This is a genomic window from Paenibacillus sp., from assembly GCF_031177825.1.
Lineage (GTDB): Bacteria > Bacillota > Bacilli > Paenibacillales > YIM-B00363 > Paenibacillus_AE.
The window spans coordinates 286,267-302,575 of sequence record NZ_JAPSKE010000005.1 but is presented as its reverse complement, the minus strand read 5'-3'; the positions used below and the strand labels follow the sequence as shown (position 1 = coordinate 302,575).

12 protein-coding genes are annotated in these 16,309 nt (G+C 54.4%); 10 read left to right on the top strand and 2 right to left on the bottom strand.

The window, feature by feature from the left end; all coding sequences use genetic code 11:
* Window positions 1-11: 11 nt before the first annotated feature.
* The 6 genes from RIN49_RS08650 to RIN49_RS08625 all read left to right on the top strand — a co-directional run bounded on the left by RIN49_RS08650 (window position 12) and on the right by RIN49_RS08625 (window position 8,911).
* Entirely contained in the window at window positions 12-1,838 is a 1,827-nt protein-coding gene (locus RIN49_RS08650) for a heparinase II/III domain-containing protein (protein WP_309119767.1), read from the top strand.
* Between the two features lie 19 nt (window positions 1,839-1,857).
* On the top strand, window positions 1,858-2,985 hold the full coding sequence (locus RIN49_RS08645) for a glycoside hydrolase family 88 protein (protein ID WP_309119766.1): 1,128 nt from the start codon (window positions 1,858-1,860) through the stop codon (window positions 2,983-2,985).
* A 16-nt stretch (window positions 2,986-3,001) separates the two neighbouring features.
* Window positions 3,002-4,867, top strand: coding sequence for a DUF2264 domain-containing protein (locus RIN49_RS08640; RefSeq protein WP_309119765.1), 1,866 nt, complete (start codon window positions 3,002-3,004; stop codon window positions 4,865-4,867).
* A 502-nt stretch (window positions 4,868-5,369) separates the two neighbouring features.
* Window positions 5,370-7,028, top strand: coding sequence for a type 2 periplasmic-binding domain-containing protein (locus RIN49_RS08635; RefSeq protein WP_309119764.1), 1,659 nt, complete (start codon window positions 5,370-5,372; stop codon window positions 7,026-7,028).
* Between the two features lie 21 nt (window positions 7,029-7,049).
* Window positions 7,050-7,997, top strand: coding sequence for an ABC transporter permease (locus tag RIN49_RS08630; RefSeq protein WP_309119763.1), 948 nt, complete (start codon window positions 7,050-7,052; stop codon window positions 7,995-7,997).
* Between the two features lie 11 nt (window positions 7,998-8,008).
* Window positions 8,009-8,911: a carbohydrate ABC transporter permease gene (locus RIN49_RS08625; RefSeq protein ID WP_309119762.1), complete on the top strand. Its 903-nt coding sequence runs from the start codon at window positions 8,009-8,011 to the stop codon at window positions 8,909-8,911.
* A gap of 79 nt (window positions 8,912-8,990) precedes the next feature.
* Here RIN49_RS08625 and tatA read toward each other — a convergent pair whose 3' ends face one another.
* Window positions 8,991-9,164, bottom strand: coding sequence for a twin-arginine translocase TatA/TatE family subunit (gene tatA / locus RIN49_RS08620; RefSeq protein ID WP_309119761.1), 174 nt, complete (start codon window positions 9,162-9,164; stop codon window positions 8,991-8,993).
* 12 nt (window positions 9,165-9,176) lie between these two features.
* Window positions 9,177-11,282, bottom strand: coding sequence for a glycosyl hydrolase family 28-related protein (locus RIN49_RS08615; protein ID WP_309119760.1), 2,106 nt, complete (start codon window positions 11,280-11,282; stop codon window positions 9,177-9,179).
* 231 nt (window positions 11,283-11,513) lie between these two features.
* Here RIN49_RS08615 and RIN49_RS08610 point away from each other — a divergent pair, with 231 nt between their 5' ends.
* From RIN49_RS08610 to RIN49_RS08595, 4 genes are all read left to right on the top strand, one after another.
* Complete coding sequence (locus tag RIN49_RS08610) at window positions 11,514-12,266, top strand: IclR family transcriptional regulator (protein WP_309119759.1); 753 nt, start codon at window positions 11,514-11,516, stop codon at window positions 12,264-12,266.
* Between the two features lie 214 nt (window positions 12,267-12,480).
* The gene (locus tag RIN49_RS08605; protein WP_309119758.1) at window positions 12,481-13,950 is read left to right on the top strand and encodes a sialidase family protein; all 1,470 of its coding nucleotides are present in this window, start codon (window positions 12,481-12,483) and stop codon (window positions 13,948-13,950) included.
* Window positions 13,951-13,968: 18 nt separating this feature from the next.
* On the top strand, window positions 13,969-14,901 hold the full coding sequence (locus RIN49_RS08600; RefSeq protein WP_309119757.1) for a dihydrodipicolinate synthase family protein: 933 nt from the start codon (window positions 13,969-13,971) through the stop codon (window positions 14,899-14,901).
* Between the two features lie 40 nt (window positions 14,902-14,941).
* Window positions 14,942-16,291, top strand: a complete 1,350-nt coding sequence (locus tag RIN49_RS08595; protein ID WP_309119756.1) for an ABC transporter substrate-binding protein — start codon at window positions 14,942-14,944, stop codon at window positions 16,289-16,291.
* Window positions 16,292-16,309 lie beyond the last annotated feature (18 nt).

The window sequence follows — 16,309 nt, the reverse complement described above, 5'->3', positions numbered from 1 at the left end:
AGGGGATGACTATGGATTACGTTGCTATCAAACGGGCCTTGCAGATCGGCGATCGTTCGGATCGGCGCACGATGTTGTTCGACGAGGCGAGAGACGCGGGCAAATGGGAGGAAATCCGGACGTCCCCCTTCTATCGGGAGATGGTGGAGGAGATCCGGGAAGAAGGGGAACGTCTGCTCTCCGAGCCGATCGTTACGCTTGCGTTCTCTTCCTTCAAGTCATTCGATACCCAGGGGTCGAGAATCGAATTCGAACGTTTGTTTTTCGCGAGGCGAAAGCGTTTATCGGTCCTTGCGTTTTTGGCTCTGCTCGACAAGGATTCCGACCTCTATGTTCATGCGCTGGAGGACGCGATATGGGCCATATGCGACGAGTATACTTGGTGCCTGCCGGCTCACTTGGGCGGGAATTCACTGAACCCGTCGCACCTGCGGCGAAATCGATACAGCATCGATTTGTTCGCCGCGGAGACCGGGTTCGCCCTTGCGGAAATCGTCTTTCTTCTTAAAGAGAGAATAAGTCCTGCGGTCGCGTCCCGAGCGGAAGCGGAAGTGAGAGAGAGGATTCTAGAAACCTACTGTACCCTCGGCTCCACCTATGAGTGGGAAACTTTGGGGAACAACTGGGCGAGCGTATGCGGCGGCTCCGTCGGCGCCGCCGCCTTGTATCTAATCCCAAGCGCCGAGGAGCTCGCGCCGATCGTTCATCGGTTGTTGGGGACGATGGAGAGCTACCTGCACGGCTTCGGAAACGACGGCGCCTCCACGGAGGGCGTAGGATACTGGAGTTACGGTTTCGGCTTTTACTCGTACTTCGCCTCGCTGCTCAAGCAAAGAACCGCGGGACGGATCGATTTGCTGGAAGGCGAGAAAATCAAGCAAATCGCGTTGTTTCATCAGAAGTGTTACCTGAGCGGGCCTTACACGGTGCCGTTCTCCGATTGCGAGCCGACGTCCCTGTTTTCCATGGGCTTGATTCATGCATTGAAACGTCGTTACCCCGAGATCCACGTTCCGAACGTAGAGAATAAGTGGAGCATCGTGAAGGATCCGATCGGGAGATGGGGCCCCTTCATTCGGGACTTCCTCTGGAGCCGCGCCGAGTGGACGGGCGAGGAGTGGCCGGACGGTGCGTACTTGCTGCCGGACGCGCAGTGGGCGGTCGTCAGACGGACGTTCGACGGCGTACGGTACGCGTTCGCCGCGAAAGGCGGCCATAACGACGAACCGCATAACCAGAACGATATCGGGAGCTTCGTGCTCCATGTCGACGGGGAAACGCTGCTGACCGATCTCGGCTCCGGCGAATATACGAAGGGCTATTTCGGGGCGGAGCGGTACTCGTATTTATGCAACAGCTCGGCGGGGCATTCCGTTCCGATCGTCGAGGGTGCCGATCAACAAGCCGGCGCAACGTATCGAGCGAAGGTGCTTCGGTTCGAAGAAAGCGAAGAGCAAGTAACCTATACCCTCGACATGACGGAAGCGTACGGAACGGCGAATCTGCGGTCGCTGGTCCGGCAGTTTACCTTTGCGCGACATGTTCTTGAGTTGAAAGACAGGTATTCGTTTCTTACGCCGCCATCATCCGCGATCAGTAGATTCATAACTTTACATGAACCGAAGGTTTCCGCGGACGGACGCGTCCGGGTCGAAGGGGCTGCGTCCGGCGTCGAAGCGGTGTTCGATCGACGGGCGGTGAGGCCGGTCATTCATACATTTGAATTTGTGAACAAAGACTCCAAGCGCATTCCGGTGTATGCAATCGATTTGGAGGCGGAGCATCCGGCCGAAGAAGTGCCGATTACGGTCCGTTTTGAAACCTATCGTCTTACTTAACATGGAGAGGGTGTCCCCGATGAACGTACGAACGGATTGGGCGCAGAGCGCTTGGAACGACGTGGTAGAGAAGGTGTCTCGAACGAGCGGCCGCATCGGACCCGCATTTCCTCACGCCAGCGTGAACGGTAAATACGCGTTGGAGCCGGCTCATTGGTGGACCGCGGGCTTCTGGCCCGGTCTGCTTTGGCTCGTGTACCGCGATACGAAGGACGAGGCGCTGCGGAACATCGCCGAGGCGTGCGAGGAGAAGCTGGATCCAGTCATTGCCGAGTATTATCGTCTGGATCACGATATCGGTTTTATGTGGACCTTAACCAGCGTTGCCCGGTATAAGCTGCTCGATAACGAAGATTCCAGGCGCCGCGCGCTGCTGGCGGCCAACCTTCTTGCGGCGCGCTTCAATATTCAAGGAAAGTTTATTCGGGCTTGGAATCCCTGGAAACCCGGGGAAAACAACGCGGGCTGGGCGATCATCGATTGTATGATGAATTTGCCGTTATTGCATTGGGCTTCCGAGGCGACCGGGGATCCGCGCTTCAAGCATATCGCCGTCGCGCACGCGGATACGGTGTTGGAGCATTTCATCCGACCCGACGGCTCGGTGTACCATATCGTCATCTTCGATCCCTTGACCGGCGAGAAGGTCGGAGCGAACGGAGGACAGGGCTACTCGGCCGAGTCGGCTTGGTCGCGCGGCACCGCATGGGCGTTGTACGGTATGGCGCTCAGCTATCGACATACGGGGGATGAGCGTTATTTACAGGCGGCGAAGCGCGTGGCGCATTTCTTCCTCGCCAATCTCCCGGAGGATCATGTCCCCCACTGGGATTTCCGTCTTCCCGCGGAGGTGCCCAAGTACCGCGATTCGTCGGCCGGGGCGTGCGCGGCTTGCGGACTCCTGCTGCTTGCGAAGCAGGTGGCCGTCGTGGAGTCCGACCTTTACCGCCATGCGGGCGAGCGCATCCTTCGTTCCTTGTATGAGCATTACGGCACCTTCGATAAGGAAGACGAAGAAGGGCTGATTTTACATGGAACGAGCCATTACCCGGAAGGCAGAAATATTGACGTCCCTCTGATCTACGGCGATTACTACTTCGTGGAAGGTCTCTCTCAATGGTTGGGACACGGCGAGCTATTTTGGTAAAGGGGGATCTCGCTCCATGCATTCCTTGACATTACCGATCCAACGTAATCCGTTAGCTACAAGAGAAGATCTGCAAGCCGCGGTGAACCAGCTGTGTCTGCCGTTGCTGCCTTACTACAGCGAAGGGAAAGCCCGCCTGCGGCTCGGAGCGACGGCCTCGGGTTGCACCGGCGCAACGGCCGAGTTGGAGGGCTTCTCCAGGGTGTTATGGGGGCTCGCGCCGTTAGCTGCCGGAGGCGGGAAGAGCGAGCTGTGGGAGACGGTTCGCGAAGGCATCCGGAACGGCACCGACCCTGCGCATCGAGAATATTGGGGCGAAGCGGCCGATTACGATCAGAAGCTGGTGGAGATGGCGGCGATCGGGCTGGCGCTAGCTTTAGCTCCCGACCAGATTTGGGAGCCGCTGCAGGAGCCGGAACGGCAACGGCTGTACCAGTGGCTTCAACAAATCAATCATCGAAAGCTTCATGATTGCAATTGGCTCCTTTTTCAAGTGGTCGTCAATTTGGGCTTTCGAGCGGTCGGTCTCCCGTACGATCAAGCGTTAATGCACCGAAATTTGGACAGAATCGACGCGTTTTCTTTGTCCGACGGGTGGTATTCCGACGGCCGCGACGCCCACTGCGACTATTACGGTCCTTTCGCCATCCATTATTGCTGCCTCATCTATGCCGTCTTCATGGAGAAGGAGGATCCGGAGCGATCCGCCTTATATAAGGAGAGAGCGGCCAGCTTCGCGAAGGACTTCATCCATTGGTTCGCCGGCGACGGGAGCGCCTTGCCGTTCGGGCGAAGCCTTGCCTATCGCTTTACGCAAGCTGCGTTCTGGAGCGCCATGGCGTACGCCGACGTAGAAGCCTACCCTATGGGCGTGATGAAAGGGATTATCCTTCGGAATTTGCGATGGTGGTTTCGGCAGCCGATCTTTCAAGCGGACGGCACCTTGACGATCGGGTATGCCTATCCGAATCTTATTATGGCGGAAAATTATAACGCTCCGGGTTCTCCGTATTGGGCGTTAAAAACGTTCCTGCCGTTGGCTTTGCAGGCGGATCACCCGTTCTGGCAAGCCGAGGAGCTGCCGCTGCCGAAGCTTGCCGCGTCCGCCGTTCAGGCGGAGTCGCGGCAGATCGTTCATCGGCAGGACGAAAGAAATCACGTAGTAGCGTTCAATGCGGGTCATAAGGCGACCAACGAGCACACGCATACGTCCGCGAAATACGAAAAGTTCGCTTACTCGAACGTCTTCGGTTTCAGCGTGCCCCGGGCGGAATGGGGTCTAGCGCAGGGGGCGTTCGATTCGATGCTGGCGCTCAGCGAGGAAGACAATCTTTATCGCGTGAAAAGAACCGCCGAAGAGTATTCCATCCAAGAGAACGTTATCTACATGAAGTGGAAGCCCTGGCGCGACGTCGAAGTGCGTACGTGGATCGTTTCGGGCGCTCCCTGGCATGTTCGCGTGCACTGCATTCGCTCGAACCGATCCTTGGTTGCGGCCGAGGGCGGGTTTGCGTTAGGCATCGAAAACCGGGACGTCGAAGCAGGGGATCGCTGGCATGCCGTTCCCGAAGAGTCCAAGCTTGTGGCTTCTTCTTATTTGGGAGCGAGCGGCGTGATTCGGCTTCTAGGAGGAGGCGGCGCCCATCTCGTTCATCCGAACGCGAACACGAATCTGATCCATCCTCGAACGGTCATCCCGACGATCGCGACGACGCTTGCCCCGGGAACGACTTGGCTCGCGACCGGCGTGTACGGGCAACCTGGAAAAGAGGATGGTCTGGGGCAATGGAGCCATCCGCCCTATCTTGAGCTTACGGCGGAGGAGTTGCTTGTCTATTTCGGGACATCGACGAAAGAAGCGGCTCGCATCGAACTGGGTTGATGCAACAGTTGGTTCTACGTATCCTAACCGATCTGCTTTGTTTTGGAGATGCGCATCGAGCGCGTCTCTTTTTATTTGGCGGGAGAAAGGTATTTACACCAAAATAACCCTATGCTAAGATTGGAGCAAATCCGAATAATTAGAGAACGATGTTCTCTAATTAAGAACAATTAGAAAAAGGGGGAGTTTTCTGTGCAACACATCCGCAGCGGCGTATGACCGACTATGGTGACACCCTTTTCGGGCGATCTGCAGGTGGTTGCGTCGGAGCATACGGCGCCGACCGGAGGGGCAGGTTCAGTCGATTCGCTGACCCCGATCATTCGGATGATTTTTTGGTCGATAAGATGGAAGCGCTTTTATCCATATCCCCTCCGTCCCTCTCGGTATTTACGAATGCCCGTAACCTTACAAGAGACTCTTTACGACGAAAGTGCTCCGTTTCGCCGGCGCCGGCCATTAAGCACCATTCAATAAAAATCATGAGGGAGGTTATCGTTGTATGAAACTGCAAAGAAATCGTATCGCCGTCTCGTCAGGTATGTCCGTCGTGTTGGCCTTCGGCGTCCTCGCCGGCTGTATGAACGACTCCAGCGAACCGCCGACCGGCGAGTCCGCTCCGCCGGCGGAACAGAACGAGGACACATCGGGGCTGGCGGACGGCGGGGTGACCCATCCGGAGGGGTACCCGATAACCAAGGAACCGATCACCATTAAAGCTGCAGTCATGTATAGCTCCTTACGCCCCGAGATGGATACGACGGCCATATGGGAGTACGTAGCCAAGAAGACAAACATCAATTTGGAGATCGAAGTGTTGAAGGATCGGGATAAAGCGGACCTTATGTTCGCGAGCGGCGACTTCCCCGATCTCCTGATGAACGTCGGGATCAACGCCAACCAGATGACGAATGCTGCGGAGGGAGGCAACTTCGTCGAGCTGAAGCCGCTGTTGGAACAATATGCGCCGACGTGGAACCGTTTTCTGGAAGAGAACAAGTTGGTGTACAACGCTTCTCTGGCAACGGACGGGAAGCTCTACAGTTTGCCTTATATCGACTTCGCTCCGTTCGACCGGAACTTGCGGGACCAATGGATCGTGATGGACTCATGGCTGAAGGAGCTGAATCTGCCGATTCCCAAAACAGCGGAGGAGTTTAAAAACGCGCTGAAGGCCATCAAGGCGAATGCGGGCCAAGGGACGATACCGGCTGACGTCATCCCATATTATTTCTACTTCGACGGCTATGTCGGCGGGCAGTTCGACATCTACGGCAGCTTCGGGGTCTACATTACCAGCGCCGATTATGTCGTCGTAGAGAACGGCGTCGTGAAGGATCAGTCCACGAATCCGGCGATCAAGGAACCGTTGAAATATTTAAGAGATCTGTATGCGGAAGGTCTGATTCCGCCCGAGGTGTTTACGGACGACTTTAACACCTATGCTTCGAAGATCAGTTCGATTCCTCCCATCGTCGGATCCTATCACTCTTATGCGAACCGGCAGCCCGATCTCGGCGCGCCCATGGGGCCGCTGGACACCGGAAACGGCCGGAAGCCGCTGATGCGAAGTCAAGCCTATGTTCCGGGCCCTGCCCATACCGCGATCATTACCAAGAACAACAAATATCCGGTCGCCACGGTTCGTCTGCTCGAAGCCATCGCGACCGATACGGAGCTAGGACTTACGATCAGCCGGGGAACGAAGGGAATCGTCTGGGATATCGATAACGAGGGGAAGGCATTCCAGCACTTCTGGGAGGAATCCCCGGACAAGATGGCGGAGCATGCAGGGGATTTAGGACTGCATAACTCGTTTGTCGCGCTGAAGGGTCAAACCTTTTATGAAGAAGTGTGGAAAGAGTTGTCATACGATACCGTAAATTCCAGAGCTTGGGCCTATGAAAATGTTTATAAGGACGTCGTTATGCCCAACGACATGGTGTACGTAGAAGGCGCGCTCGGGCCGGACGACATCGCAATGCTGAACCAATACCGTACGGATTTGACCAACTACCGCAAGGCGGTATTCGCGGATTTCATCACCGGGAAACAAGATATCGACGCCAATTGGGATGCTTACGTCGAGCAGATGAACAACCTCGGGTTGGAGCCGTTTATCGCATTAAGACAGAAGGCGTACGAAGTCATGGCGAAGTAACCGGAAGGGGGAGGCGAACGGGTGGTCACAACAGGCCTCGGCAAACCGCGGGAGAAGGAGAAGCCTTTACGCTTTCGAATCTGGCAAAGCCGCGAACTGTATCTCTTCCTTCTGCCCGCCGTCGTACTGGTCATTGTCTTTAGCTACTTGCCGATGTACGGCATCTTGGTAGCATTCAAGGACTTCAAGCCTCATCTCGGCATCCTCGACAGCGCATGGGCGGGGTGGAAGTATTTCGACCGATTCTTCTCTATGCCGATGTTCGACGTCATTCTTAAAAATACGCTGATTCTCAGCTTCTACATGTTGATTGCGGGCTTTCCTCTACCGATTCTATTGGCGCTGGCCTTGAACAGCACGCCGAATCAGAGGCTGAAGAAGTTGGTCCAGACGGTCACGTATGCTCCGCATTTCATATCCATCGTCATCATCGTCGGCATGATTAACATCTTCTTCTCCCCTTCCACAGGGATCGTCCGAAGCCTGCTTACCAACGTGGGACTGATGGAAGGCAACATCGACGTGCTCATGAGCGCGTCAAGTTTTCCGCATCTGTATGTGTGGAGCGGCGTATGGCAAACCCTCGGTTGGAGCAGCATCATCTATCTCGGCGCGTTGTCGGGCGTAGATCCTGCGCTGCACGAGGCCGCCATTATCGACGGAGCGACCAAGTTTCAGCGGGTGATACGCATCGATCTGCCGTTAATTCTGCCTACCATCGTCATTCTCCTGATTCTTGAATCCGGAACGATTATGAATGTGGGCTTCGAGAAAACGTTCTTGATGCAGAACGCGTTTAACCTAAGCACAAGCGAGGTCATCAACACGTACGTGTACAAAATCGGGATCCGGGAGGCGCAGTACAGCCTCTCCGCCGCCATCGGCTTGTTTAACTCCGGCATCAACTTTATTATGATTCTCCTGGTGAACCAGGTCAGCAGACGACTTGGCCAGGAATCGTTATGGTAGGAGGGAGGCCTATGCGACATGCGATGAAGCGGTCGAATCAGGATCGGCTGTATGACGCCTTCAACTATGCGATCTTGATTCTGCTGCTGCTCCTTGTGGCTTATCCGCTGTATTTCGTCGTCATCGCTTCGATCAGCGATCCGAAGCTGGTCGCCACCGGGCGCATTCTGCTTTGGCCTCAAAGCTTCAATTTAGATGGATACATGGAGGTCATTCAGTATTCGCCGATCTGGACGGGATACCGCAACACGCTGATCTATACCGTCTTGTTCACCTCTCTATCAGTAATGATCAGTCTGATGGCCGGATACGCGCTCTCACGGAAGCCATTCCCCGGGAAAACCGCCGTTATCGCCTTCCTGCTATTCACGATGTTCTTCAACGGCGGTCTCATCCCTACGTACCTGCTGATGAAGGAAATCGGTTTGTACGGCAGTCCGGCCATCATCGTCCTGATGGGCGCGGTCAACGTCACGAATATTATCATTAGCCGAACGTTCATGAAGTCGACGATTCCCGACGAATTGTACGAAGCCGCCTGCATCGACGGCTGCTCGCATACCTCGTTCTTCTTTCGTATCGTAATGCCGGTTTCCAAAGCCTTGATCGCCGTATTGGTGCTCTTCGCGGCTGTATCCCAGTGGAATTCCTGGTTTACCGCAATGATTTATTTAACGAAAGAAGAGCAGATGCCGCTTCAGATGGTGTTGCGGGATTTAATCGTCAACCAATCCGCCCTCAGCATGGCCAGCGATTCCGCCAGCATGGGAGGGGACGCCGCGGCGCAAATCTATTTGGTGGAGTCGATGCGTTACGCGGTCATTATCGTGTCCACGCTGCCGATTCTATGTTTCTACCCGTTCGTGCAAAAATATTTCGTCAAAGGCGTCATGATCGGGTCGGTGAAAGGGTAAGAAGTATGAATGGCTACAAAAGCAGAAATGTCGTCCGACGCGGAAATTCGTCGGACGACATGTACTTGATCCTTTTACATTACGATCCCTTCGTCTTTTCCGAATCTTCGGTCCATTCCCTTGCGGAGTTCTTAAATTCCTTAAGAGTGGTGCCGAAGGCCTTTCCCAATTCCGGCAGTTTACTCGGTCCGAACAAGATCAACGCCAGGATAAAGATCAGGATAAGTCCAGGAATTCCGATGCTGCTCAACATTCCAATTCCTCCTCACACCCCGTAGATTTGCTCGTAAAATTTCCCTCTTACTTTCAGAATTAAGCTGGCTGGACCGTTATTCTCCATGGGGAGATTCTGGGATAACGTCGTGGCCGGGCCCGAGCCGTTGCGCAGTTCGAGTTTTAATGCGCTGGAATACCCATTCATGCGGTAAGGTACGTTTTGCGTGGAAAACACCGCCGCCCTAACCCATAACTCCGGGTCGGCCGCTCGCGATTCGACGACGGAAACCTCGGCTTCTTGATAATCGGGATGGTTATCGATCGCCGCGCACGTAAACAAATTATACTTGGCAAGGAACGACTTCTCTCCAAGGAAGCAGCCCTTGGAATAATCGTCGCTCGCTCCGTTACCCGGAACGGGGGTGGCCGACCATGTCCGATAATTCCAACCGCCCGACTGGATCGCGTAACGAAACAGGGCTTCTACGTCCTTGGACGCGGCGCTGCTCTGGATGCCGTTGGCTTTGCCCATCCGATGCTCGATCACGCCGTTGTTGTTTCGAAGCTCGATCTTGAACTCGAACGTCCGAAGGTGGACATGTCCAAGTCTTCGGAACTCAGGGATGATTACAGCTCCGGGACAGTGTTCTATTTCCTGATAAGCCGGGTTGGTTCGATTGTACGGAAATTCGCAATTGATGAGGCGGGGCAGCAAGGTGTATTTGCTTGCCCGAATCGGGCCGCTCTCCGCGCGGCAGTTCACGAACGCAGGGCGAATCACGCGGTTTAACACAATGGAAGCGCTCTCCCGAGTTTGGAACGAACAGTTGACGAATCGCTGATGGTTCACGCGATAGGGGCTGCCGCTGCCGATGAAGCCGTCGATCATCAGAGGCGTACTATCCGGCGCGATTCGCTGCTGCCAACCGGAAGCGAACCCATTGGAATGGTGATCGGTTCCGGAGAAGAAGCAATCGGATACGAGGACATGGGAGATGCCGAACTGACCTTCCGACATCTCATCCGAGCCGACGGCAGGGGGGGAGAATCCGAATTCGTCGGGAGGATTTCCTTCGTCTCCGCCGAGGATGGCCACGCCGATTTTACCCTGGAAGAAGCAATCTTCGATCGTCGCATATTCGACGGCTCCGAACTCTCCGCCCTGGGAGAGACGGCCCGATGCGTCGATATACAACCCGGCCTTCTGCCAATACCCCACGACAGAGACTCTATTCAGCTTAATATGGTCGGCGTTGTCGATCCAAAGCCCTACATCGATCATCGCGTGTTGGTCTGTATCCGGCGTCGTGATCGCGCCGAAATCGTCGCGAATGCGGAAGTGGGACAGTATCTTGAGGTCGGATAGTTGAATGCCGTCTCCGTCGCGCTCGAACCTCACGGCGCAGGTGAAGTTCTGGAACTCGGATCGGTTGCTGGAGAAGCGGCTGGAGCCGCTGCCGATAAATTTAAGGATCGTTCCGTTTTCCATGTCTAAAATGCTGTCGGGCAGTTCGTTCCTCCGTTGGCCGAAGGTAAACCATGAAGAATTACCAGCGCCTCGAACGAATGTATTCCGCGGAATCGTGAGCGTGTCCGTAACCAAGTAGACGCCATGCGGAAGATACAACGATTTCCCGCGCGAAGCCTCGAGCGCTCTTCGAAGCGAGTCCGTATCGTCGGTAACGCCATCGGCCGCGGCGCCGAACCAACGGGCGTTCAGACTCCCCTCATAGATCCTCTTAAATCTTACGCCCTCGCCGGTTATGTATATCGTACCGCCATCCGCCGGAGAGGTAAGGTCTGTAACATCGTAGTAGAAATGCCCCTCCCTACCGGCATCCGTAACATAGTATATCTGATTGTTATTCCCGGGAGGCTGACTTAACCATTCGGCCAACGTACCTGCTTGGATGCCGTTCATGCTCTGCAGTTCCAACTGCGTGACCTTCTTCTGATCCTTGCCGCTGCCGTATACGTTCTCGGACACGGTCTCGCCTTGGGCCCTCGGCAATAATCCGCCGGGCAGCCCGGATGCGATGAAAGCTACGCCGGATACGCCAAGCGCGGCTAACAGTTTCCGGCGGCTGATCGTCGCCTTCTCCCACGATTGTTGCGAATTTCCATGCAAGTCGTCCGTCTTAGAACTTTCGTTCATTCTAACTTCTCCCTTCGTAGTTAATGGTTAAATAGAGAGCCATCATCCTCCTAAGGTGTTCCTTATAGAAGAACGTTGTTCTCCTAATGTGGATTGTAATTCATGGGATGTAGGGTGGGCAATACATTTTTTTTTGAAAATTCAGATCCAGTAGAGGGCTGTGGAATGATAGGCTGAGCTGTAGTACAATCATTGAGAACAGTGTTATTAAAATGATGCGAGGTGTCGTTCGTGGAGGAAGATGTTAAAGTCAAGTCCTTATTCAGGGCATTGAAGATCATGGATTGTTTTTCGTTGGAAAAACCGGAATGGGGAATTACCGAGCTCAGCCAACACCTCGGTTTCTATAAAAGCAATGTTTCGAATATCGTAACGACATTCGTCAAGGCGGGCTATTTGGAACAGAACGAGGACAACGGGAAGTACCGTCTCGGGTTCAAAATTTTGCAACTCGGTAACATTATCTCCAGCAACATTAGCTTCCGGAAGCTGATGATCCCTTACATGCAGGAAATCGCGGATAAAGTGAATGAAATCGTTTATTTGGCGGTTCCTTACGAAGGAGAAGTTATCTATTTGGATGCTTGCTTGCCGAAAAACCAGTTATCGACCAGATCCATGCTTGGAGTCAAGGCGCCGCTTCATTGCACGGGCACCGGCAAGGCGATGCTTTCGGTGTTGCCGGAAGAGACGGTGTCGGACGTAATTTCGAGAGGATTGAAGAAATTCACGGATAATACAATCACGAACGCGGAGCTCTTATTGCAAGAACTCGCCGAGACCCGGGAAAGAGGGTATTCGCTCGATAGAATGGAACATGAGTATGGGATCAAGTGCATCGGAATGCCGATTCTAAACAAGCGCAAGCAATTGATTGCGGCGATCAGCGTCTCGGGACCTTCCTTGCGCTTCGACGAAGAGAAAATTCGGGAGTTATCCTCTTTATTGAAACAGGCCGTAACCGAAATTGAAAACAAGTTGTAGAACGATCGGATAAATTTGTTGGAAAGGAATTTCTCGGAAAGTATTGTGACGGAAAAGTGCTCATGCTATACTAATTATAAAGAACGTCGTTCTCTAATTAAGAACATTAGGGAATCGGACGCACAGATGACTCACTAGGTTCTTTTTTTTTGAACTATTACAAGAACGACGTTCTCTATTTAGGAACAAGAAGTCATCGGAAGGGGAATGGGAGATGCGGAATAAGGACATCCGACCGCCGTGGCCGACGTGGAGTTTCCGAACCCAAAGCGCGCTTGGTGCGGCGGTTGGTTACGACGCGCTCAATGACATCCATATCGTCCGATTGGCCCCGGGGGACGGCATGCTGGAAGTAGACTTCGCGTACGAGGGGAAAGAAACCGATCTGCGGGGGTTGGAGTTTCGCGTAGAACTGTTCCGCCGCGGCAGTTCGGGACGGGTTGGCGCGTATCCGGCGGCCGAAGGGGAGACGTCGGTCGTCGTTCGCGGCTTAACCAACGGCGAGGATTATGAACTGAAGGTGACGGCCGGCGCGAAAGGGACGGAAGAGGTCGTTTCGGAAAGCGCCGTTAGATTGGCTAGGCCCGGAGTCGTCCCCGGCACTGTCGTGAACTATATCCATCCGGAGGACTACACATACGATTACTCGGGGAGATCGCCCGCGAGTCCGTCGATCACGACGTTGCCGAACGGCCGCATGTTAGTTTCGCATGACGTTTACTGGCAGAAGGGGGGGCAGAATCTAAGTAAGATTTTCGAATCCCTGGATGGCGGCCGAACCTGGAGCTTCTTATGCGACTTATATCCGTGCTTCTGGGGCAAGTTGTTCCAGCATCGCGGGAGCGTCTATATGTTGGCGACACGCACGGAATACGGGGACTTGATCATCGGTCGCTCCGACGACGAAGGGAAAACCTGGTCCGGACCCAGCGTGATTTTACCCGGTGGGGATCGGGATTCCGGCGGCCCTCATAAAGCGCCGATGCCGGTCGTCGAGCATCGCGGCCGTCTCTGGTCGGCGATCGAGTACGGCGCCTGGTCGTTAGGCGGTCACGATGCGGGGGTCGTCTCCGCGAGCGTCGATGGCGACTTGCTCGATCCTTCCAGTTGGATCTGTTCGCCGTTCCTGCCCTACGATCCGAGTTGGCCGGGATCGATACGCGGAGGAGCCGCGCCGAGCGTGCTTGAAGGGAACGTGGTCGTGACGCCCGACGGGAAGTTAGTCAATATTCTGCGTTATCATACGAAGGGCGGGGAGCCGGAACACGGCCGCGCGGTTATTCTTGAAATTGACGATCGGCATCCGGAACGTCCATTGTCCTTCGGGAAAGTAATAGATTTCTACGGAAATCTTTCGAAATTTTCGATCCAATACGATCCTGTAAGCGGACTCTACTGGTCGCTTGTAAACAGAGTCAATTCGTCGAACATCTTTCAACGCAACATACTGACATTGGTTTCCTCTCCCGACCTGGAGCATTGGACGATATGCCGAGACATTCTCAACTACCAAGATAATGGATGGCCGGAGGACGACAAGCAAGCTGGTTTTCAATACGTGGATTGGGAAATTCACGGGGACGATCTGGTGTTCCTCTCGCGTACGGCGCTGAACGGGGCGTTCAATTATCACAATGCGAACTACATCACTTACCATAGAATCACAGATTTCAGGAAGATATAGAGGGGGTGAGAATCACGCATGAAACCAGAAGTGCCTAACGGAATTTGGCCGACGATGGTAACGCCGTTTACGGCTTCGGGAAGCATCGATTACGATGCATTAGAGATGTTGATCGAATGGTATATCGCGCATGGCAGCGACGGGTTGTTCGCCGTCTGCCAGTCCAGCGAGATGTTCTATCTATCCCTGGAGGAGAGAGTCGCTCTAGCGAAGTTCGTCGTCGAGAAAGCGGACGGTCGGCTCCCCGTCATCGCTTCGGGGCATATTTCGGACCGATCGGACGATCAGGTCGAGGAGTTGGGCAGGATCGCATCGACGGGGGTGGACGCCGTCGTTCTCGTTAGCAATCGACTGGCTGCCCGCGAGGAGGACGATGAGATTTGGAAGCGAAATGCGGAGTATCTCTTAGAGCGGGTGCCGGAAGTGCAGTTCGGCATTTACGAATGTCCTTATCCTTACAAGAGACTGTTAAGTCCCGAGTTGCTCAGATGGTGCGCGGACACCGGGAGATTTTCCTTCCTTAAAGATACTTGTTGCGATGTCGAGCAAATGAGGGCGAAGCTCGAGGCGGTGAGAGGCAGCCGCTTGAAACTATTCAATGCCAACTCTTCTACATTACTAGAATCCTTAAAACTAGGGGCTGCTGGCTTCAGCGGCGTTATGGCGAATTTTCATTTAGATCTTTATGCGTACTTGGTGAAACGTTGGCGTACGGACCCCGCGATCGCGGATGCGATTCAGGCGTTCCTCGGGGTCGCGTCCCTAGTCGAATTGCAATACTATCCTGTGAATGCCAAGTATCATTTGCAGCTGAGCGGAGTTCCTCTGCAGCTTCGAAGCCGCGTAATCGACGAGACGTGTTTTAAACCGAATCAGAAGCTCGAGATCGAGCAGCTTCAAGTCTTAACTTCCTACGTAAGAGAACGGCTGAAGTCTAACGTCAGCAGTTGAATCGCAATGATTCTTACATAGACTAAGGGAGGTTTTACGATTGAAGAACAAAATGAAAGCGGTAGTCATGGGGATGTTCGCTGCAACGATGATCGTCGGGTGCTCGGGGGCCGGCGGCGCCGGCGAAGAGGCGCAGTCGCCGCCGGCTGAGACGCCGACGCCGACGCCGACGGAGAACGCGCCGGCGGAGTTCGATCCGTCCTCGGCGACGGGCGAAATCGTCATCTCGGTAAACTTCAGCGAAGCGGACTTCAAGAGGCGGTATATCGACATTATTACCAAGCAATTCCCGAACGTGACCGTCAAACAGCTCGTCACGTCGAAAGACTTCACCTTCGCGGATGTCGTCGCCTCCAACACGCAGATGGATATTATCGACCAAGGCATTACGAACTTGAAGAGCATTATCGATCTGAATCTCGCGCTTGATCTGGACCCGCTCGCGAAGGAACAAAATATCGATTTGAACCGCTTCGATCCTTTCATCGTCGACGATATCCGGTCGTACGCGGCGAATGGGGAGCTGTATTTGATTCCCTACACGATTCAGCCGTTCGTGCTGCATTACAACAAAGCGATCTTCGATAAGTTCGGGGTGGATTACCCGAAACCGAACAGCACATGGGAAGAGTTAATCGAATTGTCCAAGGAGCTCTCTAGAACGCAGGACGGCGTAAATTACCGCGGGCTGCATGCCGGCATAAACGTGAACCGACTGCAAATGCAGCTTTCGCTGCCGTACGTCGATGCGGCTTCAGGGAAATCGGTCGTCGGCTCCAACGAGGGCTGGAGCAAGCTGTTTCAAACCTACAAGGACATCTACGGCGTGCCTGGGAACTTCCCGGAAGGAGCGACGCTAGGCGACGGAAACAACGCATTTATCAAAGACCAGAACCTCGCGATGTTCCCGCATCTGATTTCCGTTCACAGCTCGGCTTGGGTTGAAGCGATTAACGCGGGCATGGATATCGGGGTAACGACCTATCCGGTGTTCAAGGACGCGCCGGGCATCGGTACGGGGTTGTTCGGAGGCGGCTTGGCGATCTCCACGACCTCGAAGCAACCGGAGCTGGCGCTGGAAATCATTAAGTATTATACGTCCGACGAAGTGCAATCGGAGTTGGCGACGCTTGGTTTGGCTACGCCGCTGGTAAATCCGGATGTTCGCAACAAATTGTACGAGGGCAATGCAGTGGCCGGCCTAGTGGATGTTAACGTCCTCTACGAAAATCAATTCGCGGCGCCATATGCGAAGTCGAAGTGGGACGCCGCCGCGGCCACCAAGGTGACGGAGGGCTTGACCCGCGTCGTCACGGAGAACGTCGACATCAACACCGTCTTGAGAGAAGTCGACGAGGCTGTCAACCAGGCGATCTCCGAAAATCCATAATCGACTGGATCCACATTG

Excerpts from the sequence above, each read along its gene's own strand:
- RIN49_RS08615 (WP_309119760.1), bottom strand. The coding sequence starts at position 11,282 with ATGAACGAAAGTTCTAAGACGGACGACTTGCATGGAAATTCGCAACAA.
- RIN49_RS08635 (WP_309119764.1), top strand. The coding sequence starts at position 5,370 with ATGAAACTGCAAAGAAATCGTATCGCCGTCTCGTCAGGTATGTCCGTC.
- RIN49_RS08605 (WP_309119758.1), top strand. The coding sequence starts at position 12,481 with ATGCGGAATAAGGACATCCGACCGCCGTGGCCGACGTGGAGTTTCCGA.
- RIN49_RS08625 (WP_309119762.1), top strand. The coding sequence starts at position 8,009 with ATGCGACATGCGATGAAGCGGTCGAATCAGGATCGGCTGTATGACGCC.
- tatA (WP_309119761.1), bottom strand. The coding sequence starts at position 9,164 with ATGTTGAGCAGCATCGGAATTCCTGGACTTATCCTGATCTTTATCCTG.
- RIN49_RS08645 (WP_309119766.1), top strand. The coding sequence starts at position 1,858 with ATGAACGTACGAACGGATTGGGCGCAGAGCGCTTGGAACGACGTGGTA.
- RIN49_RS08600 (WP_309119757.1), top strand. The coding sequence starts at position 13,969 with ATGAAACCAGAAGTGCCTAACGGAATTTGGCCGACGATGGTAACGCCG.
- RIN49_RS08640 (WP_309119765.1), top strand. The coding sequence starts at position 3,002 with ATGCATTCCTTGACATTACCGATCCAACGTAATCCGTTAGCTACAAGA.
- RIN49_RS08650 (WP_309119767.1), top strand. The coding sequence starts at position 12 with ATGGATTACGTTGCTATCAAACGGGCCTTGCAGATCGGCGATCGTTCG.